Source organism: Rhodococcus sp. ACPA1 (genome assembly GCF_002300195.1).
In the GTDB taxonomy this organism is placed as follows: domain Bacteria; phylum Actinomycetota; class Actinomycetes; order Mycobacteriales; family Mycobacteriaceae; genus Rhodococcus_F; species Rhodococcus_F opacus.
On record NZ_NSDX01000008.1, the window covers coordinates 18,511 to 42,653 of the forward strand.

Annotated in this window: 21 protein-coding genes and 1 pseudogene; 5 read left to right on the forward strand and 17 right to left on the reverse strand. The window is 63.0% G+C overall.

The window, feature by feature from the left end:
• Positions 1–47: 47 nt before the first annotated feature.
• From CJ177_RS47585 to CJ177_RS33105, 12 genes and pseudogenes are all read right to left on the reverse strand, one after another.
• Entirely contained in the window at positions 48–218 is a 171-nt protein-coding gene (locus tag CJ177_RS47585) for a hypothetical protein (RefSeq protein WP_179443339.1), read from the reverse strand.
• 259 nt (positions 219–477) lie between these two features.
• Positions 478–810, reverse strand: coding sequence for a rhodanese-like domain-containing protein (locus CJ177_RS33050; RefSeq protein ID WP_095869562.1), 333 nt, complete (start codon positions 808–810; stop codon positions 478–480).
• Entirely contained in the window at positions 807–1,073 is a 267-nt protein-coding gene (locus tag CJ177_RS33055; protein ID WP_061696958.1) for a hypothetical protein, read from the reverse strand. Before CJ177_RS33055 ends, CJ177_RS33050 begins: the two co-directional genes overlap by 4 nt.
• Complete coding sequence (locus CJ177_RS33060; RefSeq protein ID WP_061696957.1) at positions 1,070–1,525, reverse strand: hypothetical protein; 456 nt, start codon at positions 1,523–1,525, stop codon at positions 1,070–1,072. The genes CJ177_RS33055 and CJ177_RS33060 overlap by 4 nt, the downstream gene beginning before the upstream one ends.
• A gap of 36 nt (positions 1,526–1,561) precedes the next feature.
• On the reverse strand, positions 1,562–1,981 hold the full coding sequence (locus CJ177_RS33065; RefSeq protein WP_061696956.1) for a MarR family winged helix-turn-helix transcriptional regulator: 420 nt from the start codon (positions 1,979–1,981) through the stop codon (positions 1,562–1,564).
• A 611-nt stretch (positions 1,982–2,592) separates the two neighbouring features.
• A complete protein-coding gene (locus CJ177_RS33075) occupies positions 2,593–3,048 on the reverse strand; it encodes a MaoC family dehydratase (protein WP_095869564.1) in 456 nt (151 codons plus the stop codon).
• Positions 3,045–3,818: a 3-oxoacyl-ACP reductase FabG gene (gene fabG, locus CJ177_RS33080; protein ID WP_005563657.1), complete on the reverse strand. Its 774-nt coding sequence runs from the start codon at positions 3,816–3,818 to the stop codon at positions 3,045–3,047. The genes CJ177_RS33075 and fabG overlap by 4 nt, the downstream gene beginning before the upstream one ends.
• A gap of 15 nt (positions 3,819–3,833) precedes the next feature.
• Positions 3,834–4,033 (reverse strand): annotated as a pseudogene (locus tag CJ177_RS33085) (hypothetical protein); the annotation flags it as partial.
• Between the two features lie 238 nt (positions 4,034–4,271).
• A complete protein-coding gene (locus CJ177_RS33090; protein WP_095869565.1) occupies positions 4,272–5,108 on the reverse strand; it encodes an SDR family oxidoreductase in 837 nt (278 codons plus the stop codon).
• A 117-nt stretch (positions 5,109–5,225) separates the two neighbouring features.
• Complete coding sequence (locus CJ177_RS33095) at positions 5,226–6,173, reverse strand: AraC family transcriptional regulator (protein ID WP_095869566.1); 948 nt, start codon at positions 6,171–6,173, stop codon at positions 5,226–5,228.
• Positions 6,174–6,265: 92 nt separating this feature from the next.
• Positions 6,266–7,786, reverse strand: coding sequence for a long-chain fatty acid--CoA ligase (locus CJ177_RS33100; protein ID WP_095869567.1), 1,521 nt, complete (start codon positions 7,784–7,786; stop codon positions 6,266–6,268).
• Between the two features lie 52 nt (positions 7,787–7,838).
• Positions 7,839–8,855: a polysaccharide deacetylase family protein gene (locus CJ177_RS33105; RefSeq protein ID WP_231913793.1), complete on the reverse strand. Its 1,017-nt coding sequence runs from the start codon at positions 8,853–8,855 to the stop codon at positions 7,839–7,841.
• Between the two features lie 187 nt (positions 8,856–9,042).
• Between CJ177_RS33105 and CJ177_RS33110 the strand changes: the two genes are divergently transcribed.
• The gene (locus CJ177_RS33110; RefSeq protein WP_095869568.1) at positions 9,043–10,053 is read left to right on the forward strand and encodes an NADP-dependent oxidoreductase; all 1,011 of its coding nucleotides are present in this window, start codon (positions 9,043–9,045) and stop codon (positions 10,051–10,053) included.
• Between the two features lie 541 nt (positions 10,054–10,594).
• Here the strand turns inward: CJ177_RS33110 and CJ177_RS33115 are convergent.
• The 3 genes from CJ177_RS33115 to CJ177_RS33125 all read right to left on the reverse strand — a co-directional run bounded on the left by CJ177_RS33115 (position 10,595) and on the right by CJ177_RS33125 (position 15,627).
• Positions 10,595–11,356 carry an NAD(P)-binding domain-containing protein gene (locus CJ177_RS33115; protein ID WP_317571288.1) on the reverse strand — a complete coding sequence of 254 codons (762 nt, stop codon included), beginning with the start codon at positions 11,354–11,356 and terminating at the stop codon, positions 10,595–10,597.
• A gap of 252 nt (positions 11,357–11,608) precedes the next feature.
• Entirely contained in the window at positions 11,609–12,055 is a 447-nt protein-coding gene (locus CJ177_RS33120) for an RES family NAD+ phosphorylase (RefSeq protein WP_095869570.1), read from the reverse strand.
• A gap of 263 nt (positions 12,056–12,318) precedes the next feature.
• The gene (locus tag CJ177_RS33125; protein WP_095869571.1) at positions 12,319–15,627 is read right to left on the reverse strand and encodes a protein kinase; all 3,309 of its coding nucleotides are present in this window, start codon (positions 15,625–15,627) and stop codon (positions 12,319–12,321) included.
• 725 nt (positions 15,628–16,352) lie between these two features.
• Between CJ177_RS33125 and CJ177_RS33135 the strand changes: the two genes are divergently transcribed.
• The 3 genes from CJ177_RS33135 to fdhD all read left to right on the forward strand — a co-directional run bounded on the left by CJ177_RS33135 (position 16,353) and on the right by fdhD (position 20,480).
• Entirely contained in the window at positions 16,353–17,267 is a 915-nt protein-coding gene (locus tag CJ177_RS33135; RefSeq protein ID WP_095869573.1) for a LysR family transcriptional regulator, read from the forward strand.
• Between the two features lie 82 nt (positions 17,268–17,349).
• Positions 17,350–19,653, forward strand: coding sequence for an FdhF/YdeP family oxidoreductase (locus CJ177_RS33140; protein ID WP_095869574.1), 2,304 nt, complete (start codon positions 17,350–17,352; stop codon positions 19,651–19,653).
• The gene (gene fdhD, locus CJ177_RS33145) at positions 19,653–20,480 is read left to right on the forward strand and encodes a formate dehydrogenase accessory sulfurtransferase FdhD (RefSeq protein ID WP_095869575.1); all 828 of its coding nucleotides are present in this window, start codon (positions 19,653–19,655) and stop codon (positions 20,478–20,480) included. The genes CJ177_RS33140 and fdhD overlap by 1 nt, the downstream gene beginning before the upstream one ends.
• A gap of 485 nt (positions 20,481–20,965) precedes the next feature.
• Here the strand turns inward: fdhD and CJ177_RS33150 are convergent, their stop codons facing one another.
• Both CJ177_RS33150 and CJ177_RS33155 read right to left on the reverse strand, forming a co-directional pair.
• A complete protein-coding gene (locus CJ177_RS33150; RefSeq protein ID WP_095869576.1) occupies positions 20,966–21,319 on the reverse strand; it encodes a VOC family protein in 354 nt (117 codons plus the stop codon).
• Between the two features lie 232 nt (positions 21,320–21,551).
• Positions 21,552–22,217 (reverse strand): FadR/GntR family transcriptional regulator, encoded by a 666-nt coding sequence (locus CJ177_RS33155; RefSeq protein ID WP_095869577.1) that lies wholly within the window; start codon positions 22,215–22,217, stop codon positions 21,552–21,554.
• A 48-nt stretch (positions 22,218–22,265) separates the two neighbouring features.
• Between CJ177_RS33155 and CJ177_RS33160 the strand changes: the two genes are divergently transcribed.
• Entirely contained in the window at positions 22,266–23,522 is a 1,257-nt protein-coding gene (locus CJ177_RS33160) for a CynX/NimT family MFS transporter (protein ID WP_373560069.1), read from the forward strand.
• The last annotated feature ends 621 nt before the right edge of the window (positions 23,523–24,143 follow it).

A 24,143-nucleotide genomic window follows, 5' to 3' on the forward strand; every position in this document is an offset into this window, starting at 1 on the left:
GGCCACCTCAGATGCGAGGCCCCGCCACCGGTCCGCACCGGCGGGGGTCAGTTCCGCTTCCGCGGCGCTCGTTCGAGACTGTTGAGCTCATCGAGAACCCGGTCTACGGCGGTGGTCGGGATCCGTAAGTCCGAGCCCTCCGAGACCCGGAGGCGGTCGCGGACGTAGGCGAGCATGGCGAGCTCACGCTCGACGCCGGCTACGTTTCGCTCGCTCACGGTCTTAGCATCCCACCCCAGCGGAGTGCGAGTAGAACTATGCCTCCCGTGTGGCGCCGAGAAGAACGCCGACAACGCGCGCGGACCACCACTCTGCCCTTGCGGGACATGGCGTCACTCCAGTCGACACCCATTGCATATCGAGCGAATGACACCAAGTATCGGGCGGGCGGCGCACACCCTTAGACGATCCGCCCAGGCCGGGTGCCAGCTCGACCAGTGTCGCAAGGGACGGGATCGCGGGGAGAGTGCCACCCTCTCACCGGGCGGTCAGTGACCCTCCCGCACCGCGCCAGTGGACGAGGCCACCGCTCATGTTCACCGCATCGAAGCCGTTCTCCACCAGCAGGTTCGCAGCCCCGGCCGAGCGAATTCCGCCGGTACAGAAGGTGATGAGCAGACGGTCGTCGGGGAACTCCAGGCAGCGGTCGAGCAGTTCCTCGAGTGGCGCGTGCACGGCGCCGGGGATGTGTACCCGGTTCCACTCGAACTGGCGGCGGACATCGACAACGAGGGCACCGTGTTCGACGAGGCGGACCGCCTCCGCGGCGCTGATCGCCGGCGGTCGGCGCAGATAATGTCTGAGACTCATGCGCTGCGCGCCTCCTGCCGCAGGTTGACCATCGTGAGAGGGCCGCTGAGCACGGGCACGAGCGCACCAATGCGGGTCCAGGTCGTCAGGCCGCGACCGAGCAGTGCCGTGACGGCGACGGACAGGTAGAGCGCACCGTGGATCGGGCCGAGGACACCGGCGACCGCGGCGTCGTGCACGGTGCCGAGGTTGGCCAGCAACGCCAGGACGCTGACGGTCTCGAGTGCCGAGAGCACGGCCAGCGTCCGCAGCAACCCGGTCATACGTAGCTCGATCCGGGTCGCACGATCATCAGCACGACGACGACCACCCACAGCAGGTTGAACAGGCCGGTCACCATGCCGAGGCGCCGGAGTTGGGTTCCGTCGTCGGGTGTGGTGAGCGCCTGTTGTTGGAGCGGGGCGATTTGCAGGGCGAGCAGTCCACCGACGATCGCGGTGAGCACCATCGCGACCACGACCCAGACCTCGCTCGTGCGGCCTTGCACGGTGGCGAGGAGAAGGCCGACGACCGGGACCGCGATCGCCAGGACGCCGTAGATACGGGTGATCCGGTGCAGCACCCGGGCGGTGTTGATGTTCCGCTCGATCTGCTGCGCACCGCCCACTGTGGCGGTCACCGGCGCGTGCCGGGGGAACAGGCTGGTGGCCACCGCGACCGGGCCCACGAAGAGGATGCCCGCCACGACGTGGAGGGAGAGCAACAACGATTCCATGACCTTCAGCCTAACTGAAGGTTGGCGGGTGAGGTGTCAGTCAGTCGCCGACATCACCCGCACCATGTGCGCCCGCAGCGCCTCGGTCAGCTCGGGATGCTGCGCGGCGAACTCGTCATCGAGACGGGCCACTACCTCGGCCGCGCGAGCCAGCAGTGATTCGCCCTCCGCCGTGATCCGCAGGGTCGAGGCGGCCCCGGCGTGCGCGGTCGAGTCGTCGACCAACCCGGACTCGACGAACGCCGCGACCGCCGTGTGAGCGCTCTGCACGGTGATGCGGGAACGCCGAGCGAGCTCACTGAACGAGATGCCCGGCGTCCCGCGGATGTGCCCCAACAGCCCGTACTTGCGGGTCGTCAACCCGAGCGGCTTCAAACCGTCGGTAAATGCCGCCTCCCACACCCGGCTCACCGTGAGCAGCGTGACCGTAGGACTGAAAGGCGGAGGCTGCGACATGGGAGCAGGCTACCCACACCGCACCACCACAGCTCAATTTGTGGGCGAACCGTCGATTCCCCCCTCAGAGTTCACGCCGAGAGAAGCCGAAGTCCACCCCGGCCCTGACCAGCCTCGCCGGTGCCGGCGAGGACCCGACGCCGGCACCGCTGACGCGGACAACCGCCACCGCACGGCGCCGAAGATCATCGTCCCGCAGGCTCATAGCCTCCGTGGCAGGATGGCCACACTTTGGAACAGGGCAATGTTGCGACTCACGCGACCGGCGTCGCTACCTGAGCATCACGGAAGGCTCGCTCGAGCTCGGCCGAAATCCGCCGCGGGACAACACCTCGTGACCCTCGCTGATCGCCCACTCACGAATCTCCTTCGGCGACGTCTTCACCGGAGCCTCACTCCCCACTTCCCTCGTCACCGAGACCCATTTGACCCAGTTGTGCAGGGTCGCCTCGGAGATCCCGAAGTCTTTCGCGATCCCGAAGCCGTTCCCCGAAGAGTTTCCGCCGCGACGTGGTCGCCGCAAGCGAGAAGACCCGCTGAGCCAGTGCAGCCCCCTTCGATCACTTGTCATCGTGCAATCTATCCGGTGGGGATTTCGCAAAGTTGCGACGTTAATTCGGAAAGTAGATGCTGACAATCTCAGCAATACAAACCGGCTTGTCGGCATTCTCGCGTTCGATCGTGACGGCCGTGACAACCTGGACGCCCGAGGGAACGGTTTCAACGTCTGCTATTTCAACCGCAGCCCGAATCGGTGAACCGACGGGGACGGGTGCCGGGAATCGAACCTTGTTCGACCCGTAGTTGATTCCCATTCGGACGCCGTCGACAACGTAGACCTCCCATACAAGCATCGGGATCATCGAAGTCAGCAGATGTCCGTGGGCGATGGTGGCACCGAACGGTCCGTCAGCAGCCCGTGAGGGATCGACGTGAATCCACTGGTGGTCACCCGTCGCGTCAGCGAACGCGTCGATTTTCTCCTGTGTGAGGGTGTGCCATGACGAGTAGCCGATCGGGGTGTTCGCCACCGCGTGCAATTCATCGATTCCGTGGAGTGTCTTCATACTTTGGGCCCTCCGGCGACGTAGAGAACCTGCCCGGAGACGAATCCGGCTCCCTCACTGGCAAGGAATGAGATCGCGTGTGCGATGTCGTCGGGGACCCCAACTCGGGCGACGGGGATGTCGGCGGCCGCCCTCTTCTTGAGATCGTCGAATTTCATTCCCATTCGCGCTGCCGTCGCGGCTGTCATCTCGGTCTCGATGAAACCGGGAGCAACGGCGTTGGCGGTAACGCCGAATTTGCCGAGTTCGAGGGCCAGGGTTTTGGTGAAACCTTGCAGCCCGGCTTTGGCTGCGGCGTAGTTCGCTTGACCGCGGTTTCCGAGCGCCGACACGCTCGAGAGGTTGATGATTCGTCCGAAACCGGCCTGAGTCATGTGTCCCTGAACCTCTCTCGTCATCAGGAACGAGCCACGCAAGTGGACGTTCAGGACGGTATCCCAGTCGGTGGCCGACATTTTGAACAGAAGATTGTCGCGGGTGACGCCGGCGTTGTTGACCAGAACGACCGGCGCTCCGAGCTCCGTTGTGATCTTATCCACTGCTTTCTCGACACCAGTTCCGTTGGAGACGTCTGCGCCGACAGCAAGTGCAGTGCCTCCGGCCTGAGTGATCGTGTCGACCACGTACTGGGCGGCGGCCTCCTCAAGGTCGAGGACGGCGACAGCGTGGCCGTCTGCGGCGAGCCGCCGTGCGACGGCGGCGCCGATTCCCCGTGCAGCACCGGTGACGATTGCGGTACGGCGGTGTTCGGGATGAGGTGATGCGTTCACGAGATGGGGTACCTCTCAAGGATTGGATCGATGTGACTTCGGGTCAGGAGAGCGTTCGGGGATCAGTACCATGCCCTGTCCTCCACCTACGCACATGGTTTCGAGGCCGAACTGCTTGTCATGCGTCTGCAGTGAGTTGATGAGGGTGCTGGTGATCCGCGCACCGGTCATGCCGAACGGGTGGCCGATGGCGATGGCCCACCGCTGACGTTCAGTCACTGTTCGCCGACACCGAGCATGATGTCGGCGATGGCGCTTGGATCGAGTGCAGGTACATTCGCCAACGCGGCCGTGACCATATGGACGGGGAGGTCATCGATCCGAATGTCCTTCAATGGAGCCCTTGATGGCTCTTCCGATCGGCGAACGTGCAGTGGCGACGATGACAACTTCAGGCATGGTTGTTCCTCGAATCGGTGATTGCTGTACGTGGAAGAAGGTGGAGGCGAAGGTTCAGCCGGCGCAGCCGGAGATCCCGCCGTCGAGCGGAATGATGGTGCCGGTCAGGTAAGAGCCGGCAGGGGAGGCCAGGAACCGGACCGTGCCGATCAGGTCGTCGGTTTGTCCGTAGCGGCCCAGCGGGACGCGCTCGAGCAGCTCTGCCTCGACCTCTGGATCCGCCGCGACGTGTCCGAGCATGTCCGTCAGGATCGGTCCGGGGGCGATCGCGTTGACGGTGATGCCGTCGGATGCCAGTTGCTTGGCTAAATGGCGGGTGACCATGTGCAGCCCGGCTTTGCTCGCACTGTAGGAGTAGTTCTCCCAGCTAGGTGTAGCCAAGGCATCCACGCTGCCGATGTTGATGACACGAGCGGGCCGGTCGGGGCGTGCCGCATTGCGAAGAAGCGGTAGCGTTCCCGTGATGAGGTAGAACGGAGCGACAAGGTTGGTGTTGAGCACCTTCGTCCAACCGATGAGGGGAAACTCTTCAAGTGGCGCACCCCAGGTGGCCCCGGCATTGTTCACTAGGACGTCGATGCTTGTCAGGTGCTCGCCGAGCCAGTCGACCAGACCGGTCACCCCTTCGGCCGACGACAGGTCACTGGCGACGGGGGTGCAGCGTCCTGCCGTTCCCGCAGCGTCTGCCTCGGCATTGATGGCTTCGGCCGTCGCGCGGCACTGTTCTTCCTTTCGGCTGGTGATGACAACGTGGGCACCACCCAGTACCAGGCCGCGGGCGATCGTGGCGCCGATCCCTCGTGAGCCACCGGTTACGACGGCGGTCCGCCCGGCGACAGAGAAGAGGGTGTATGGCGCCGGTCGCACTTCTGAGGTGGTTGCACTATTCATGCCATCTACGCTAGGTCCACATTGGCGTTATCTCTTGGGGGGCAGCGCACTTCGCTTGCATCGCGCGCAGCAGACACGCGCAGACCCGGTCGTCGAGCGGGCCCGCGGGCCGCTGATTCAGTCGTTTGCGGATGCCGCAGAACGTGTGTCGGAAGGGCGCTCACCGAAGGCCCGCCGGTACGCATTACTGAAGGTGCTGAGGTCGCCGAATCCTGAGGAGTATGCCACCTGAGTCACGCTCTGGTGGCTCCAGCCACGGTCCTGCAGACGCAACCGCGCCAACGCCAGACGCTCCTCTCGGATGAGATCCGACGGTGTTGTCCCAATCCGCTGCAACTGGGCCTGAACGTGCCGGAGCGACCAGCCGAGGCGCGCCGCTGCCACGGCTCCTGTGAGGTTCGGGTCGTGCGCATTCTCTCGAACAAAGCGCCGGATGGCGGTGACCAACCCTTCCTGAACATCGACGGAGGGGGTGGCCGTGTCTGCGTTGTAGGCGAGCGCCACGAGATCGACGATTCGGTCGGCTATCGCATCGAACTGACTCCCGGTGAGCGCGTGCCGCTCCCTGCGCAGACTACTGACCACGTCGACAACGATGCGTCCCAGTCCAGATGTCGCATCGAGGACGGTGCCAGCGTGCGGCAATGTCGGCACCCGCGCCTCGATCCGGTCACGTGGAATCACGAATGCAACAGAAGAGAAGCCATCACCATGGCGCAGAACAGTCGCGGTGTCCAGCGATGTGAGAGCCATGACCGCCGGTGTGATCGTGGCTTCACGACGATCCTGCTCGAGGATCACTTCGCCCCGGACCGGTAGGAGCAGTTCGTAGGCGCCATGTGGATGTCGACGGATGTCCGCTGCCGTGCGGGAGAGGACCTCCGCTTCGCCCCACCAACGAACTAGCTGGTACGTGTCCGAATGTTGATGCTGAAGGGTTCCCTGGTAGCTGTCCGCAAGGGAGAAGGCCATCGGACAGTGGATCGACGAGACCTGATCGCGCCACCAATCACCGCGCTCGCGCTGGTCGTGCTCGTTGCTGCGCAACGTATCGACGGAATACAACGTCAGAGCACCTTCTCACACCGCTATGCCGAAACTGCGACTCGTGCCACCGTCGACGCTAGCGCGCGCCGGCGCCCACGCCAACGGCGTGATCATCGCAGAGCCCGCTTGAGTAGCTTTCCTGTCGCGTTCATCGGCAAGGTATCCCTGAACTCCACCAGGCGCGGGTACTTGTAAGCCGCCAACCGTTCCCGTGACCAGCCGATCAGGTCTTCCTCCTTCAACTCCGATCCGGGCTCGCGGATGACGAAGGCTTTCACTTCCTCACCGATTCGCTCATCGGGGATTCCGACGACGGCCACGAGGCTGACCTCTGGATGGCCGATGATCACCTCCTCGAGCTCGCGCGGATAGACGTTGAAGCCTCCCCGCACGATCAAGTCCTTGGCGCGATCGACGATGGAGTAGTAGCCGTCCTCGTCTCGCGTTGCGATATCGCCCGTGCGGAACCAGCCGTCGCGGATCACTTCCTTTGTCGCCTCGGGCCGCCCCAGGTATCCCTTCATCACGTTGTTTCCACGTACGGCGAGTTCTCCTGGTTCACCGGCGGGGACCTCGTTCCAGTGATCGTCGATGAGCTTCACCTCTACTCCCCAGATCGGTTTGCCGATCGATCCCGACCGGTTTGGTTGGTCGAGCGGGTTGAACGTGACGGTGGGACTGGTTTCGGAGAGTCCGTAGCCTTCCCGGATCCCGACACCGAAGACATCCCTGAACCGCTCCAGCACATCGACGGGCATGGCAGCTGCGCCGGAAAGCGCGATTCGCAGGAGACCGGCGAGGTCAACGTCTATTCCGTCAGCGGCCTTGTTGAGCAGAGCCCAGTACATCGTCGGGACACCGGCGAAGACTGTCACCCGGTGCTGCGTGATCAACGCCAGGGCCTCGGCTGCGTCGAATCGTGGCAGCAGGACCAGGGTGGCCCCCATTGCGAAGCCGGCGTTCAGCTGTACGGTCTGTGCGAACGAGTGGAAGAGCGGAAGAGTGACCAGGTGTACGTCGTCGGCTCGGGCGTCGAGCAGTTGGTTATGCCCGATGGCGTTGAGGACCATGTTGGCGTGGGTGAGCTCCGCCCCCTTCGGCTTGCCGGTCGTCCCGCTCGTGTACAGGACCACCGCTGTGTCCGTTGCCTCGGTCACCTGCAGGACCTCTTCCGCGGGGTGTTCGGCCAATGCGTCAGCCAAGGTAGTTCCCACGCCTGGCTCATCGAGCACTGCGGAGCCAAGGGTGACCAGATGCTCACAGGACTCGACGTCCTGGAATCCGCGCCACGCCTCGTCGTCGAGCCCCAGCACGGTACAGAAGTACACCGTCGCGCCCGAGTCACGGAGGTGGTAGGCAACCTCCTCCCGCTTGAGCATCGTGTTGAGCGGCACGACGGCTCCACCGGCCTTGAGGATGCCGAAGTAGACAATCGGAAACTCGACAACATTCGCGATCGTCAGGGCAACGCGGTCGCCTGGGCGCAACCCCCGTGAGAGAAGAAAACGGGCAACACTGTTCGCAGCCGCATCGATCTCACCGAAGGTGAGGGTTCGGTCACCTTCGATGACAGCGGTTCTGCCGGGAGTGCGTCGAGCAGTGTCGGCAAGCATGGTGGCCAGGTTGAGCATGATCCTGCTTTCAGATAATGACGGTGTGACGTTGTGAATGTGGATTGCCGACTCAGGACCAATCCCAGTCGTACTCAGCTCCCACCCGCTTCGCCAACGGCTTGAACATGCGCTCTTCGTAAGTCGCCATCGTGTCGAGGCCGGGAATGGGCGCGAGGTTCAGGATCTCGGCAAGCCGCTCGACGTCGAGTTCAGGTTTCGGCAAGCCCGCAGCAAGCGCGAACCTCTGAAGCTGGTTGGTGAAGCTCTCATTACACGGCGGCTTCCCGAAGTTCACCGGATGCTTCATCGCCTCATCGAGGGCTACGAACTCCACGCCACGCTCGAGGAATGCCTCGAGGATCGGAGCGAGGGTGTCACGAGAGATCGTGGTGCCGTGTACGAGCCAGATGAGAGGCGCGTCGGCACCGAACAGGGTATGCGCGGTGTCCGCGTGCTGGTAGAGCATGTCAACAGCGGTCGACACGTGCAGGTCGCGTACCTGCTTCTGCACGTCCTTGTCGCCTAGGGTCATCGCGCGGAAGTACGGCATGATGAACGCGAAATCACTGAACCAACTGGTGATCGGGGCAGTGCGGTAGCCGAGATCAGCGAGGTAGTTCTCGACTTCCCCTCGACGTCGTTCGGATCCTGACGACATGTCCATGGGGTACCGGAAGTACTTCGACGGTGCGGCGTCGATCAGATGACCGATGTACTTCTCGGCCGTCTCAAAATCGCGTCGGAATGCCGCCTCGGGCATCCAGCGCAGCGGCGCATGCTGGTGAGTGTGGTTACCCAGGTGATGGCCTGCTTCGGCCCACGCCTCGAAGGCCTCGATTTGCTCTGGCTCGTTCTCGAGCCGGTATGTGTGAGAGAAGCCGTAGGTCCCCTTGAGTCCGTAGTCGTTCAACGTTTTCGCCACAGACCGCGTGATGTCGGTGGGAGTCGTGTCGTCCGGCATGGGAACGCCGTCCCACAGGACGAAGTCATCGATCGTGACCGCAATCTTAAGAGGTCGGTCGGCGCGTGTGTCATTCATTGCGTTGACTCCAGATCTACCAGGAGGGCTTTTCGGCACGAAGCCCATTTGTCACCGACCCTATGAAGTGATGGACATCACGTCTTGGCTGTTTGCGCGCACCTGCTTTCCTCAGGCGCATCGCATTCGGCTTCGAGATGCGCGCTGTGCGCGCTCTTCGACTCCCGTGCGCATAGGGCCAAGTTTCGCCTTGTCATGACTTCTACCGTCGTTGGTGACGAAGGAGTAGCACACCGTGAATTCATCACAACAGATCGTCCTCGCGCAGCGCCCCCACGGGCACGTGAGCTTGGAGGACTTCCGCGTGGAGGACGTCGCCCTGCCCGAACTCAAGGCTGGCGACGTCGCACTCGAGACCCTCTTCATCTCGATCGATCCGGCCATCAGGGGCTGGCTCGACGACCGACCGAGTTATCTTCCGCCAGTCGCAATCGGAGAGCCAGTTCGCGCTTTCGGACTGGCCCGCGTGACCGCCTCACGCAACAGCAACTTCACCGCGGGCGACATCGTTCGTGGCTTCGTCGGCTGGCAACGGCACCAGATCGTCAGCTCGCCCGGTACCGACTGGGACCGGATCGCATCACGCGAGGTCGTTCCCTTGGAGCACTACCTTGGCGTCCTCGGGATGACGGGCCTGACCGCGTGGGCCGGAGTGTGCGACATCTTGCGGCCGGAACCAGGGCACACCGTTCTGATCTCCGGCGCCTCTGGCGCAGTCGGAAGCGTGGCCGTCCAGCTCGCGAAGCAGGCGGGCGCACAGGTTGTCGGCATCGCAGGAGGCGCCGAGAAGTGCTCGATGGTGGCTCGACTGGGCGCCGACGCCGTCGTCGATCGCAAGGCCCCTGATTGGCAGGACCAGCTCGAGGCGGCAACACCGGACGGCATCGACCGCCTCTTCGAGAACTCGGGGGGCCCGATGTTCGAGGCGTCGATCGCCCGGCTGAACAACCACGCACACATCGCGTTGTGTGGCCTGATCGACGGCTACAACTTGACCGAACGACCATCCGGCCCAAAAAATTTCGGACAGCTTCTCACCAAGCGTATCCTCACACAGGGATTCGTCGTGCTCGACTACATGGACCGTGCGGCAGAGGTTGAAGCCACGCTCGCCGAACTCATCAGTTCCGGACAGTTGGAGGCCGTGCAATCGGTATTGCCCGGATTCGAGCAGCTGCCGGCTGCCTTCGTGGACTCGTTCTCCCACGGCCAACCAGGCAAGCTCATCATCGATCTGACTGCGTAGCCCGCCTCTGAAGCCACCTCAGTCGGAGGTTCGTATCCCGTCACCGCGCAGCCGGGATACAGCCTCCGACGCATGCAAGGGGTATCCGGCCGATTTTTGCCTGGGAGCTGGTGGAGTCCCTGGGAGCTGTATGCATTAAGGGCAGTCGAGTGCGCCAGACCTTGTATTTGAACGCGCTGCGGAGGGCGACGGCACCGGAAGTGGCGTTCAGCGATTGTGCATGTCCAACAAGTTGTGCGTCAACGAGCCAAATCAGGACATCGCGGCTAGCGCGGGTCGCGATGTGGTGTTGTGCAGGCAGGCCACCCCGGGAGCCAGCGGGCCCGAATCGTCGACCAGGTCCCGATCCGGGTCCGCCACCCGCAACAACCACCGAAATGAGTACCGCGGCCGCACGCTGCCCAGCGGCTGGCCGTACACCGGACCAGGCGCCCGCGCCCCGCAGCCGCGATACCGATGCCGTCCTGGGCGCGCGCTCCGCACCAGGACTAACGGCCGAGCGGCGTCTTCCTATTCGGAACCGCCACTCGACACCGAACGCTCACTCTGCCACAGCACGCCACTCGTCCGTGCGCTCAGGCGTTGCCTGCGCCAGTGCCTTCAACGTCGCCTCCCGATCAAAATCCTTGCCGTAAACCGGGGTTCCCGGCTGCTGACGCCAGGAATCTTCGACGGTGCCCGCGTCGACAGGGTCAAAGCCGAGCTGATTGATCAGATCGAATACCACCTGCTTCTGCAATGCGTCGTCGCCGGCCACGGGGATCGCGATCCGTCCGCTCGACCCTTCCGGTAGGCCCTTCTCGAGAAGGTGCTTCCACCAGATTCCATTGAATGCCTTGAACACCGGCACTCCGAGATGTTCTTGCACCCATTCACTTTCTACCTGACCGTCTTCGATGGCGGCGATCAATCCGTCTCGCTGCTGCGGGTAGTAGTTGTTGGTCTCGATCACCGGAGCACCATCGGCAGCGCCGGCGAGGATCCCGGCGGGAAGGTCCACGACGTTCTTCTGCGGGATGCTCACGATCACCAGGTCTGCACCCTCGGCGGCTTCGGTGTTCAGTACCGCCTTTGCGCCGGTCTCCGCCTCGAGGTCTGCGAGGGTGTCGGGTGTCCGAGAGTTCGACACGCGCACATCGTGACCGAGCGCAGTCAGCCTGCGTGTCAGCGTGCCACCGATCTGACCAGCTCCGATGATTCCGATGCGCATATCTCTTGTGCTCCTTCGTCGAGTGCCGCGACACTTCGCCACTGCTGTATGCGTCAACAACGGACACCGTCGGATAGTTCCGCGTGGGCGCATTCAGCTCGAACTGATTCAAATACTGGACAGTTCGACTCAGACGGCCGACGGTCCGCTTTCTCGGTCCTTCGTGGGTGAGTGGACTACCCCGATTGCGGCACGGATCGCGCTGTGCATCGTGAGCTGCTCTTGGAACTCGCGTTGTGGCGGTGGGAGCCCTACTCGCCGCGCCACGTGCGTGAGCATCGCGGACCCCGGCGCCGGGCGCCGTGTGCCGCGTGCCCAACCGGTTCGCCCACGTGCGTCGCAGCCTCAGGTGATGGTGTAGCCGAGCTGATAGGCCGCGCTGTCGATCGGCCCGGACAACCCGGGATGCGACAACGGCAGCGACAACGCCGGCAGCGCAGGAAACGCGTCGGCGGCGCGTTCGGTGATCGCGATGCAGACACCGCCGGCGAACCGGCCGCGGTAGACGATCCCATCGAGATCGTCATGGGCCCGGTGAATGGTGCAGGCCCAGTGCTGGGTTCGGCCGTGCGCGGCGGAGTCGAGGGCGTGGTTGCCGCCGACCCGGGTCACCCACGCCCCCTCCCCGATGCCGGACACATCGAGCAGTCTCAGCGGGCGGGTGAATCGCAGCCCGGTCAGATACGGGTCGCCGCGGTGCCGGTCGATCACCCGGGCGCTCTGAAACGCCTCGGCCAACCCGCCGCGAGGACTGACGGCGCCGTACCAGATGCCGTAACCGGGACGCGCCACCGACCGTGGAGATCCGACTACGAGCCGTCCCCGAGGTGCGTGACGGCGCACGCATCGTCGACGTACCCGAACGGTTCGAGGTCTCCTGACAAACTGTCACGACAGGCGCAAACAGTACGAAGCCGGAGGTCTGGACGGACTGTCCAAGATCGCGCGCCATCCCCATTCGTTCCCAAGACGCCCCTGTACCGCTCACCCCTGTTCGGGCTCCCGTCTCAACCGCAGCCTGCACCCCCACATCAAACTTGATTGAGCTCGAACGATCAGAGTTCTTCGCGTCGGGTCTGGTCAACGAACCAGGCCGCGATCTGTGCTCGTGAGGTGAATCCGAGCTTGGTCAGGATGTGTTCTACGTGGCCTTGGGCGGTACGGTCCGAGATGACGAGACTGGCGGCGATCGCCCTGTTGGTCAATCCCTTGGCTACAAGGTCGGCGACCTGCCATTCACGTTTGGTCAGGTTCGTCGCGGTACCAGCGGGCGGCGTCGTGCCCCTGGGCGGCTCGCTCAGGGCATAAACAATGGCACCTTGAATTCCGAGCGTCCGCCCTTCCCGGTGGGCGGCCTGAAAGGCGCGCTCACCGAGCGCATGGCGAATCCGGCGCTTGTTCTCTTCATGGTGGACGAGGAGGTGAGGGAACATCACCGTCGAGCTGCCCACGGTGTGCCCCAATTCCTCGGCGGCACCCATAAGGACCGCAGCACGCTTTGCACGGCGCTCGTCACAGAGCCACGCGAGGGATTCCAGACACACGGTGACGGTAATTTGATCGTCCGCCAGTCGGCCGAGCCGCAAACTCTGTTCAAACAAGCGGGCGGCACGATTTGAATCTCCCTGCTGCCACACCCCAACGCCCATGGACCACAACGAATACGAGCGATATATCGACTCGCCCAGGTTTTCCGTCATCGCGATTACCTTCTCATGACATGCCATCGCCCGCGGAATGTCCTCACGCAGTCCGTATGCCAAACCCAGCAGGTACAGAACTGCAACCTTCCGATGGTCATCGTTCAGTGTCGCGTAAATATTGCGGGCTTCTTCCAGAAGTCCGCTCGCGCGCTGAAGGTCGCTGTTATTGATCGCAAGTAGTCCTTCGGCTTGGGCGACGAGTGCATGCGTCATCGGATCGTCGATTTGCTCAGCCAAGGATCGCCCCTCCTCGACCAGGGCGGTCGCCGCGGGGATGTCGCCCTGCAGTTCGGACAGCACACTGCTGTAGTACAGGGCTTTTACGCGTGTAGCGGTGGACTTCCGGGGATGGCAGGCTAGGGCGCGGTCGAGCCAGTACCGTCCCTCGGTTAGCTTGCCGCGGGTAAGCCAGAAGGGATAGAGCGCGGCTGCGATCCCCAGCCCGGCCTCGGTGTCGGTATCGCCAGCCTCGGACAGGCACAGCGTCATCGCCTCACGCAGATTCGACTGCTCGCGCCCGAGACGTGCGATCCATTTCAACTGCTGGGAACTGACCCACTCCGCCTCCGCTGTCAGTGCCAGCTTCTCGTACCAATCCCGGTGCCGCCAGCGCAACGCCTGGTAGTCGCCGGACTGCTCTGCTTTGTGTCGGCCGTAGTCACGCACCGTCTCGAGAAGGCGGAAACGAACCACTCCGCCCGGAGCGTCCCTGATCAGGATCGACTTGTCGACTAACGCCGTCAGCATGTCGAGCAGATCCTCAGGAGCCACCTCTCCCTCGCAAATGCCCTCCGCCGCATCCAATTCGAAGGTTCCGGCGAATACCGACAAGCGTTCCCACAGCCGCTGTTCCGGGGAACTGCACAGGTCGTAACTCCAGTCCATTGACAACCGCAGCGTCTGTTGGCGCCTCGGCGCTCCACGACTTCCCAGGGTCAGCAGTTTGTACCGGTCATTCAGTCGTTCGGCGATTTGATCGGCGGACATCGCCCGCAACCGCGCGGCCGCCAACTCGATCGGCAGGGGTAGGCCTTCAAGTGCACGGCAGATGTGCGCTACCGTAATCCGGTTGTCCTCGGTCAACTCGAACCCGGACACCGCGGCGGCGGCACGCTCCATGAACAGCGTCACGGCGTCGTACTGGGGAAGCCCGCGCAGGGACGACTCATCGCCCGTGTCGGGAATCGTCAGCGGCGGTACGCGCAGCACAGCTTCCCCCTCGATACCGAGGGCCTCCCGGCTCGTGGCCAAAATCCGAAGCTCGGGACAGGTCCGAAGCAGTTTCCCGGCGAGCGTGGCGACTGCATCCACCAAACGCTCACAGTTGTCGAGAACGAGCAGAAGGTTGCGTGTGGCGAGGAACTCCGCAATTACGCGTTCAAGTGGTCGTGCCGACCGATCACGTATGCCGACCGCCGCAGCGACCGCATCCACGAGCAGTGACCGCTCGTTCAGTTCACCAAGCTCGACCAGTCTCACACCGCCGGTGAACCCGCGCCGCGCCTCCGCCGCAACGCGTAGCGCGAGGCGCGTTTTGCCGACCCCGCCGATCCCAGTCAACGTGACCAGACGGTAAGTAGACAATTTCGCCTTAGCGTCCGTCAGCTCGCGACGGCGGCCTACGAAGCTAGTGAGGTCCAAGGGAAGATCTCCCGCCGCTCCCCATGTTGACGGCGGGATCGCATTGTGGAGCAGGCCGGCAGTGGAGCGGCGACGGGCTCTTGGTAGGTCTTGTTCGGAGCGCTTCGCGCCTGGTTCGGCGAGCAGGTCCATCTCTTCGACCGGAAAATCGTGAGCGAGCTGACTCTGGCGTAATTCGTCACCGAACTGCGCCGCGCTGAGGGGACGCTCCCGAGGATCTTCTGACATCGCGTGTTCGATGGCCGCGCTGACATCATCCGGAATTCCCTGCTCACGGAGATCTGGTACAGGTTGGGTAGTGATGCGGAGGAACTGTGCGACTACTTGCTCGCCGCTGTGACGTTCAAAAGCTGCGTGCCCTGTCACGGCCGAGAACAAGGTCGCGCCGAGACTGTAGATGTCGGAGGCCGCGCTGGGCGGCTCCCCTCCCTTGAGGACCTCGGGGGCTGTGAAAGCCGGGGATCCGGTGAGAATGCCCGTCGAGGTCTCGAATCCCCCAGCAAAATGCGCGATGCCGAAGTCAGTCAGGGCCGGCTCGTCGTAGTCGGTGATCAGGATATTCCCCGGCTTTACGTCTCGATGGAGGATGCCGAGACGGTGGGCGGTCTCGAGCGCGCCGGCCAACTTCACTCCGAATCGCAGAGCCTCGTCTAATTCAAGTCGGCCCTGCCGGCGGATTCGGGTGTCCAACGATCCGTGCGAGTGGTATTGCATCACGATGTAGGGCCGACCACTGGTTGTGGTTCCAATGTGGAGCACGTTAGCAATGTTTGGGTGACCCGTAAGGCGGCCCATCGCCCGCTGTTCTCGAAAGAACCGTGCCCGGTTGTCTTCGTCCAGGTTGGCGGTGAGGACCTTCACCGCGACAGTGCGGTCCAGCGAGGGCTGCCCGCAACGGTAGACAAGACCGAAGCCGCCATGTCCGATTGCATGGACCTCCGCAAACCCTGCAGTGGTCAACTCCGCGACGACGGCGGACGCCACGTCACGCTGAGTCTCGAGCGGATCACCATTTGCCATGCGCAGCTGGCAATTCACTCGATCCGGCGGTCTCCCGAAGACACAGCATTTCCTTGTCCCTCAATGATGTGCATTCAGGGTAGCTCCACCTGGCATCGAGTCGGGCACTTATATTGATCGAATCATCGATACCGACCTGTCTGGTCCCGTTGCAGCCGCCCGGGAAGCCCTGTCACCACGATGCCCGAAACGGCCAGACCGGACTTGGCGTAGACCCCGGCCAGCGATGCGCGAGAGATGGCCTTGGCGCCTTGACCCGGGGACCGCGTCGGCCGCATGTCGCAGCCATCGTCAAGATCTGCCCCGACAGCGATCACGCGAGACGAACCGGCGGCCGAGAGGTCAGCGGGGCTGACAGTCACGGACACCATCCAGAACAACCCGAGTGGACCGAGCGATCGATCGCTCGGTCGGTCTGACGTGCAAGGCTCTGCACGAGCCTGTGCACGCAGTCAACCTGGGCTTTAACTCGCGGTGGGTGCGCACTATCTTGATCAGGACGTTTGATCGGAAGACCGCTTACCGCGAGACTCGCCGTGTCCGTCTCCACTGAGGTTCCTGTGTGTAGACCATGCAATCGTGCCGGATAAACGCTGTACAACAATCTATTTCGAGATGCAGACCGATATGCCTCCCTGCGTGAGCGACGCATCCGATACTTGGCGATCTGGCAGCAAAACTTCGCCGCCTCCACCGGGAGCGAGACGGGATGAGAAGATTATGCTGTGCAGTTCCGGCAGCTCGAGTATCTCGTCGTTCTCTCGCGCGAGAAGCACTTCACTCGCGCAGCGGATGCATGTGCTGTCTCTCAACCGGCCTTGTCGGAGGCGATCCGCAAACTGGAGATCGAACTCGATCTGCCGCTGATCGTTCGAGGCCACAAGTTCGAAGGCCTCACAGTGGAGGGTGAGCAGATCGTACGTTGGGCTCAAAGAATTCTTGCGAACCAGGAATCACTCCTGCACGAGGCAGCCAGCCTACGGTCGGGCGTCACCGGCACCCTCCGAATAGGGGTCATTCCCACCGCATCCGCGACAGTCGCCGACCTGTCGAGCCCGTTGTGTGTGCGGCACCCCCTCATCACGGTGCGTCTCGCCGAAGATCTGTCTTCGAGCGAAATCACAGCTCGGCTCGATCGCTTCGAGCTCGACGGCGGCATCACCTACCTCGACGACGACATCGCCCTGCGCTACCGCGCTTTCCCGCTCTATCGCGAGCGATACGCATTGTTGACCGCCGACGATCCGACCCGCCCGCGCCGCGCCGACATCTCCTGGCGCGAAGCGTCGACGTTGCCGATGTGCACTTTGCCGTCGATCATGCGAGGCAGGCGCATCCTCGACGACTATTTCGCCGACGACGGAGCAGTGCACACCGCACAAGTCGAAACCGATTCCATCGCTTCCCTCTATGCCCACGTCAAGACCGGGCAGTGGGCCGCAGTGGTCCCTCAGGTGTGGTTCAAGGTATTCGGTGAACCACCTGGCCTCCGGTCCACTCCGCTCATCGAAGGTCGCACAGCTCCAGTGGTCGGGTTGATCACCCGCGCAGAAGGCCCGTCGTCCCTCCTCGTTCAGGCTCTTGAAGCGACGGCTTCGGTCCTCGACCAGACATCATCGGCGACGCCTATCGACCAGTAGGACGGGCATCTTGGACACCACCCGTATCCGTGGTGCACCCTCGACCGACTGTCTGTAAACCTGGGGAAGGCTGCACCTGCTGATGGCTCGTCGAGACGACTACGAATACGACGAGCACAGCATCGTCGTGACGAAGAACAAGCAGTACGCCGCAGGCGTACCGGCGGTGCTCGTATCACTTCAACGCGGCATGTCACAGATGGGTGCGACGCGCACCGCTGCCTCTCTCGCCAAACTCAATCAGCGCAAAGGTTTCGACTGTCCCGGCTGCGCCTGGCCGGAAACACCCGGCCACCGCAAGCACGCCGAATTCTGCGAGAACGGCGCCAAGGCCGTCGCCGAAGAAGCCACCAAGCGGACCGTCGGCCCAGACTTCTTCGCCACGCACTCCGTTGACGATCTCCTCGGCCGCACCGAGTACTGGCTCGGGCAGCAGGGACGCCTCACCCACCCGATGGTGCTACGCCCAGGCACCACACACTACGAACCAATCGAATGGGATGACGCGAACCGCATCATCGCAGACGAACTGAACGCGCTGGGTAGCCCACATGAGGCGATCTTCTACACCTCCGGCCGAACGTCTAATGAAGCAGCGTTCCTCTACCAGTTACTGATTCGCTCGTTCGGCACCAACAACATGCCCGACTGTTCGAACATGTGTCACGAATCGTCCGGCAGCGCACTGACCGCCTCGATCGGCATCGGCAAAGGATCGGTATCCGTTCCGGATATCGAGAATGCCGACCTCATTCTCATCGCCGGCCAGAACCCGGGCACCAACCATCCACGCATGCTCTCTACACTCGAAAAGGCCAAATCCAACGGCGCCCGGGTTATCGCCATCAACCCGCTCCCCGAAGCCGGACTACTGCGGTTCAAAGACCCACAGAAGGTTCATGGTGTCATCGGCGACGGAGCCGCGATCTCCGACGACTTCCTGCAGATCCGCATCGGCGGCGACATGGCCCTCTTCCAGGGGTTGGCCAAACTGCTCGTCGCCGCCGAGGACGCCGCACCAGGAACCGTCCTCGACCGACCCTTCATCGACCGCCACACCGCGGGGTTCGACGCATGGCTCGATCACATCCGCAGAGTCGATCTTGACACGGTCGTCGACGCCACCGGCCTGACAATCGAACAACTCCACGACACAGCCCAGGCTCTGATCGAGTCGAACGCCACCATCATCTGCTGGGCGATGGGGCTGACCCAGCAAACACACGGTGTTGCCACGATCGAAGAAGCAGTGAACCTGCTGCTGATGCGCGGCATGATCGGCAAACCCGGAGCCGGGGTATGCCCCGTCCGCGGGCACTCCAACGTCCAAGGCGACCGCACCATGGGCATCTGGGAGAAGATGCCAGAATCGTTCCTCGCCGCCCTCGACACCGAATTTGACATCACCTCACCACGAGAACACGGCCTCGACGCCGTCGACTCCATCCGCGCCATGCGCCAACGGCGAGCCTCGGTGTTCATGGCAATGGGTGGCAATTTCGTGTCCGCCACGCCCGACACCGACGTCACAGAGGCCGCCCTCCGGAACTGTTCGCTGACCGTCCAGGTGTCCACAAAACTCAACCGGAGCCATCTCGTTCACGGCCGCACCGCACTCATTCTGCCGTCGCTCGGCCGCACCGACAAAGACGTCCAGGCGACTGGCAAGCAGTTCGTGACCGTCGAGGATTCGATGTCGATGGTCCACCGTTCCCGCGGAAGTCTCACCCCGTCGGGTATCCACATGCGCTCCGAAGTCGCCATCGTCTGCGGCATCGCCGAGACGCTGTTCGGACCCGGCCATCCCGTGCCGTGGACATCGTTCACCTCCGACTACGACCTCATCCGGGACTCGATCTCACGCGTCGTGCCCGGCTTTGAGGGCTTCAACACCAAGGTCCGACAGAAAGAAGGGTTCGGACTCCCCCACCCGCCGCGAGACTCACGCACGTTCCAGACGAAGACTGGGAAAGCGAACTTTGCCGTCAACGACCTCGTGTGGCTACCTGTTCCGCCTGGCCGACTCATGTTGCAGACCATGCGAAGTCACGACCAGTACAACACCACCATCTACGGTCTCGACGACCGCTACCGCGGCGTCAAAGGCGGCCGGCGAGTTCTGTTCGTCAACACCCGCGACATCGAGAAACTCGGATACCGAGACGGCGACCACGTCGACTTGATTTCCGAATGGAAGAACCGGAGCGGGTCCATCGAAGAACGACGAGCCGACAACTTCCGACTCGTCGCCTACCCCACGCCTGTCGGCAACGCCGCCGCCTACTACCCCGAAACCAACCCCCTCATTCCCCTCGACCACGTCGCAGACAAATCCAACACACCCGTCAGCAAAGCCGTCCTGATTCGGCTCGAGCACCGACCCTGATGGGACGCATCACCACCCGTCGCCCCATCGTGCGCGTGCGTGGACCGAACTCCACATCTCGGCCCGACACACTCGTTGTCGAGGAACCACTCGAAATCCGCGTCGGAGCCTCCCCGCTCGCGGTCACGATGCGCACCCCGGGCCACGATGTCGAACTCGCGCACGGCTTCCTCCTCACTGAAGGAGTCATAACCAGCGGTGACGACGTCGCTTCTGCCCGCTACTGCGACGGAGTGGACGACAACGGCCTCAACACCTACAACGTCCTCGACATCACCCTCACCGAGGGCATCCCCCCACCTCAACCCGGTGTCGAACGCAACTTCTACACAACCTCCTCATGCGGAGTATGTGGGAAAGCATCGCTCGACGCCGTTCGCCTCGCGACGGTCCATTCCCCAGCCGAGGACACCACCACGGTGCATGTCGATGTCCTGGCGACGCTGCCCGACCGGCTACGACAGTCGCAGAAAGTATTCGACAGCACCGGTGGCTTACATGCAGCCGCACTTTTCGATCAGTACGGGCAGTTACTCGCCCTCCGCGAAGATATCGGCCGACACAATGCCGTCGACAAGGTCGTCGGCTGGGCAATCGCTCAACACCGCATCCCCTGCAGGGGCAGCATCCTCATGGTCAGCGGTCGCGCCTCGTTCGAACTCGCCCAAAAAGCCGCAATGGCAGGCATACCCATACTTGCCGCTGTCTCCGCGCCGTCGTCACTCGCTGTCGACCTCGCAGACGAAACAGGACTAACACTCGTGGGGTTTCTTCGCGGCCAGAACATGAACCTCTACACCCACACCCATCGGGTAGTGCAGGGCTGACCACGTGAAATGCACGGGCCCGCGGGCTTCGGCCGCGAGTTCTGCGAGGAGAGGCGCGGCAAGGTCAACTGCGCCGATGTTGGACAGGTGTCGTGGGCCCCAGGAGACGAACCGGTCAAACGTGTACTCGACCCAGGGGGCCGTGCCGTCGTACACAACTGGCTTCGGCGAGCTCCGCGAGTATCCTGTGGACGCATGTCGTCATGCGAACGCGTCGAGGGTCGGCACTCTTGGGCATTCCGATCACTTCGGCGACGCTGACACCCGTCCACGCCTTCCACCAGCGTTTCGAGTACCGACAATCCTCTCGTGTTACTCCCTCGCGTTTTCAGACATAAGCGGTATGGGGCAAACAGCGCAGCCTCCGAAGGAGACGCGGAGTCTGTTCACCTTTGTTGCATAGCTACTCTGCGAATTGGCCGGTGCGCGCACAGCGCAGTACTGCAGATGCCCTCGGTCCGTAGCGCCGGTGTGGCGGCGAAATCTTATCGGGTTAGCGGACTGTAGAACACCAAGCCGTTGCCGTTACTGTCGTAGCCCACTGCACGGCGTTCATGTCCGTCGTCATACGGGCCTCCCACAATGCCACCACCGCTGGCTTCGATGGCCTTCGCCGCAGTGTCGACATCGGCTGTCCTAATGCCGACGACAACCTGCCCGGGTATGGGATGGTCCACCGCAGTCGCCAACGCGACAGTGACAGTCCCCCCATCGAGGGCCGCGAAGTGGTCCCCGTCGCGGAACTTCAACGGCATTCCCAGGGTCTCGCAGTAAAACCGGATCGATTCGTCCAAGTTGTCGGTCGACAGGACGATCATTCGCACTTCATGCTCGCTCAACGGTGCCTCCCATGTAATTCTCGGTCATTCCGGGCCTTGTGACGGAGTCAGGCGGGGTCGGGCCGGGCACGCACCCCGCCGTTACTGAGACAGATGGTCATCACCGTGTGCCCGGCTTCAACCGCAGCCGGTGCGACAAATCCTGCGCATGAGCGACGATTATTGCGCTCACCAACACCGAGTTCGACTCCCTTCCTTGATCTTCCGCCCCCGATGCCGTATCGGTGCCTTCCTAGCGTCGTCTCACCCCGAACAGCATGTGGTCCACAAGCGTGCCCGCAGCCTGGGCGGCCCGAGTGTGGTCGCCGGCGGCGATGTGCTCGATCAATGCAGTGTGGACGACTTCGTGCCCCGGGATGTCTGCGGTGGCCTCGACACTGGCCGCGACGGCTTCGATTAAGCCCTGGTATAACTCAATCAAGATCGTGTTATGCGAGCAGCGCACCACGGCCAAGTGAAACTCGGCGTCGGCGGCGGCAGCCTCATCGAGGGGTCCGCCTGCAACGTGATGGCTCTTCGCCAACAGTGCGCGCAGTTCGGCTAGTTCTTCGTCGGTGCGATTACTCGCGGCGAGCCTGGCGCCTTCGACCTCCAGTCCACGCCGAACCTGCAGAATCTCTTCCAGCTCGGTGCCGCACAGCCGCCCCAGCGCCCCGGACACCTCGCTGGTGGCGCGGACGTAGGTCCCGTCGCCCTGCCGAACCTCGAGGATTCCTGCATGAGCTAGACCGCGGACCGCCTCACGCACCGTATTGCGGCCGACACCAAGAGTCTGTACGAGTTCAGTTTCATTCGGGATGCGTTGCCCGACTGGCCAGTCCCCCTTTGTGATTCCCACTCTGATCTGCGCGATGACTTGGTCGACTAGACCGGTTCGTCGGACGGTGCTCAACGCCACACAAACAACCTTTCATCCAATGATGGGATGTATGCAACGATACCAAAAATGAGGCCGATGCAGCGAATAAAGCGACAAAATGACTACGCCGACAACGTGGCGCTGGAGATCGACGGTGCGATCGAGATGCGGGCGAGCCCCGTGCCCGCGCTGGCTGGCGGCACCTTGCTTGCCATAGCCGTCATCCTCACGGCGTTAAACCTGCGGTCCGCGGTGACGAGCGTGGCCCCACTACTGGGCGACATGCAACAGGACTTAGCCGTTTCGGCGGCCTGGGCAGGCGTGCTCACCACTTTGCCTGTCTTATGCTTCGCTGCCGCAGGCTTGGCAGCCCCGAGGCTGGCTACCCATCTCGGGTTGGGTCGCGCGATCTCGTGCTCTCTTGTCATGATTACAGTCGGTCTCGCCGTGAGGGCCCTCGACGGGCCGGCCTTGGTTCTTGGAGCGAGCCTCGTGGCCTGCGCCGGCATTGCGTTGGTGAATGTGCTGATCCCAGTCGTTATCAAGGGTTCGTTTCCGGCCAAGATCGGCCTGATGACAGGGATCTACACCGCAGCCCTTCAAGGCGGCGCAGCAATAGGCTCGGCGCTGACCCCGGGTCTGGAACAACCGCTGGGCGGATGGCGGCCTGCCCTGGCGATTTGGGCCGCACTTGCAGTCACCGCCCTAGTGGTGTGGGTACTGGCGGCGCGGCGACACGGTGCTACGTGGGTACAAGCTCAAGTGTCTGAGACGCGCCGATCGCTACTTCGCAACCGGTTAGCTTGGACCGTCACGCTGTTCTTCGGCAGTCAATCATTCATGGCATACATCGTAATGGGTTGGTTGCCACAGGTTTTTATTGATGCAGGCGTGCCAAAACTGCAGGCTGGGATAATCGTGGGGATGTCGGCATTGATCGGCGTTCCAATTGCATTAGTGATCGCCCCTCTAGCCGCGCGCAAACGCAGCCAGAGTGCGTGGATCGTCGGCCTCAGCACGGTCGGCGTGATTGGAGCGGTGGGGGCCATGGTCGCCCCGGCCTCCCATCCAGTGATCTGGAGCATTGCCATCGGTGTCGGACAGAGCGTCTTTGCACTGGCTCTCACTGTCATCGCCCTCCGGACGAAGACTACGGGAGAAACGGTTCAGCTATCAGGAATGGCTCAAGGATTCGGGTACTTGATCGCCAGCGCGGGCCCCCTGTTCTTCGGGCTTCTCCACGAGCTGACACATCGATGGACCGCTTCTTGGATCCTGTTTCTTGCGGTGTGCACCGTTCAAATCGTCACCGGCGCCTTGGCCGGACGTAACCGGTACGTCTGACCCGTGCCGCCCGCGCCGCTTGCCGTGTCGGATCTCGCTCAGGACTGCGTCGGGCGGTCAACGAGGGCGAGTTCGTAAAGCAAGCCGTCGCGGGCGGTCGTCAGTAGGTCCGCATGCACGTAGCCGTGCGCCCCGCCCGGAGTAGCTTCATCGAACGTTGGATAAGGCCCGGGCTCGATGCGCATTGGATTAAGCCAGAGTTGAATGGCGCCGGCGTGAACGCCAGGGGCGCCTCTCGCAGCGTGCGGGACACCGCAGTAACTCTCCGGTTTCGGCATGGGCATTCTCGGCGCGGGATGGTGTCCACAAAGCCGGTGATCGTCTCCGCGGCGACGTACGCGCGTGGAGCCGGACTGGCGCTCACTCACCAAGACTGACCATGGCAGCGGACTACCCATACCGGGTCCGCCCCCAGGCGGTCGCACCGTCCTCGTCGACGTCGTCCGGGGCCGAAGGTGTAATAGTTTGCCCTGAAGACGACGTCGCCTTCTGGCGCCGAACCACCGCGTTTACCGGTCCGGCCAGACACTTCCGCACGGAAGGGCGCGAATCCCGTCATTGCGCGACACCCGGGCGGGCCCTATGAAGTCGTTCCGTTGCAAATGCCGCATTGAGGATCAA

Excerpts from the sequence above, each read along its gene's own strand:
- CJ177_RS33065 (WP_061696956.1), bottom strand. The coding sequence starts at position 1,981 with ATGTCGCAGCCTCCGCCTTTCAGTCCTACGGTCACGCTGCTCACGGTG.
- CJ177_RS33090 (WP_095869565.1), bottom strand. The coding sequence starts at position 5,108 with ATGAATAGTGCAACCACCTCAGAAGTGCGACCGGCGCCATACACCCTC.
- CJ177_RS33105 (WP_231913793.1), bottom strand. The coding sequence starts at position 8,855 with ATGGGCTTCGTGCCGAAAAGCCCTCCTGGTAGATCTGGAGTCAACGCA.
- CJ177_RS33100 (WP_095869567.1), bottom strand. The coding sequence starts at position 7,786 with ATGCTCAACCTGGCCACCATGCTTGCCGACACTGCTCGACGCACTCCC.
- CJ177_RS33160 (WP_373560069.1), top strand. The coding sequence starts at position 22,266 with ATGAGGCCGATGCAGCGAATAAAGCGACAAAATGACTACGCCGACAAC.
- CJ177_RS33060 (WP_061696957.1), bottom strand. The coding sequence starts at position 1,525 with ATGGAATCGTTGTTGCTCTCCCTCCACGTCGTGGCGGGCATCCTCTTC.
- CJ177_RS33125 (WP_095869571.1), bottom strand. The coding sequence starts at position 15,627 with ATGGCAAATGGTGATCCGCTCGAGACTCAGCGTGACGTGGCGTCCGCC.
- CJ177_RS33055 (WP_061696958.1), bottom strand. The coding sequence starts at position 1,073 with ATGACCGGGTTGCTGCGGACGCTGGCCGTGCTCTCGGCACTCGAGACC.
- CJ177_RS33140 (WP_095869574.1), top strand. The coding sequence starts at position 17,350 with ATGGCTCGTCGAGACGACTACGAATACGACGAGCACAGCATCGTCGTG.
- CJ177_RS33075 (WP_095869564.1), bottom strand. The coding sequence starts at position 3,048 with ATGAAGACACTCCACGGAATCGATGAATTGCACGCGGTGGCGAACACC.
- CJ177_RS33050 (WP_095869562.1), bottom strand. The coding sequence starts at position 810 with ATGAGTCTCAGACATTATCTGCGCCGACCGCCGGCGATCAGCGCCGCG.
- CJ177_RS33115 (WP_317571288.1), bottom strand. The coding sequence starts at position 11,356 with ATGCGCCCACGCGGAACTATCCGACGGTGTCCGTTGTTGACGCATACA.
- fdhD (WP_095869575.1), top strand. The coding sequence starts at position 19,653 with ATGGGACGCATCACCACCCGTCGCCCCATCGTGCGCGTGCGTGGACCG.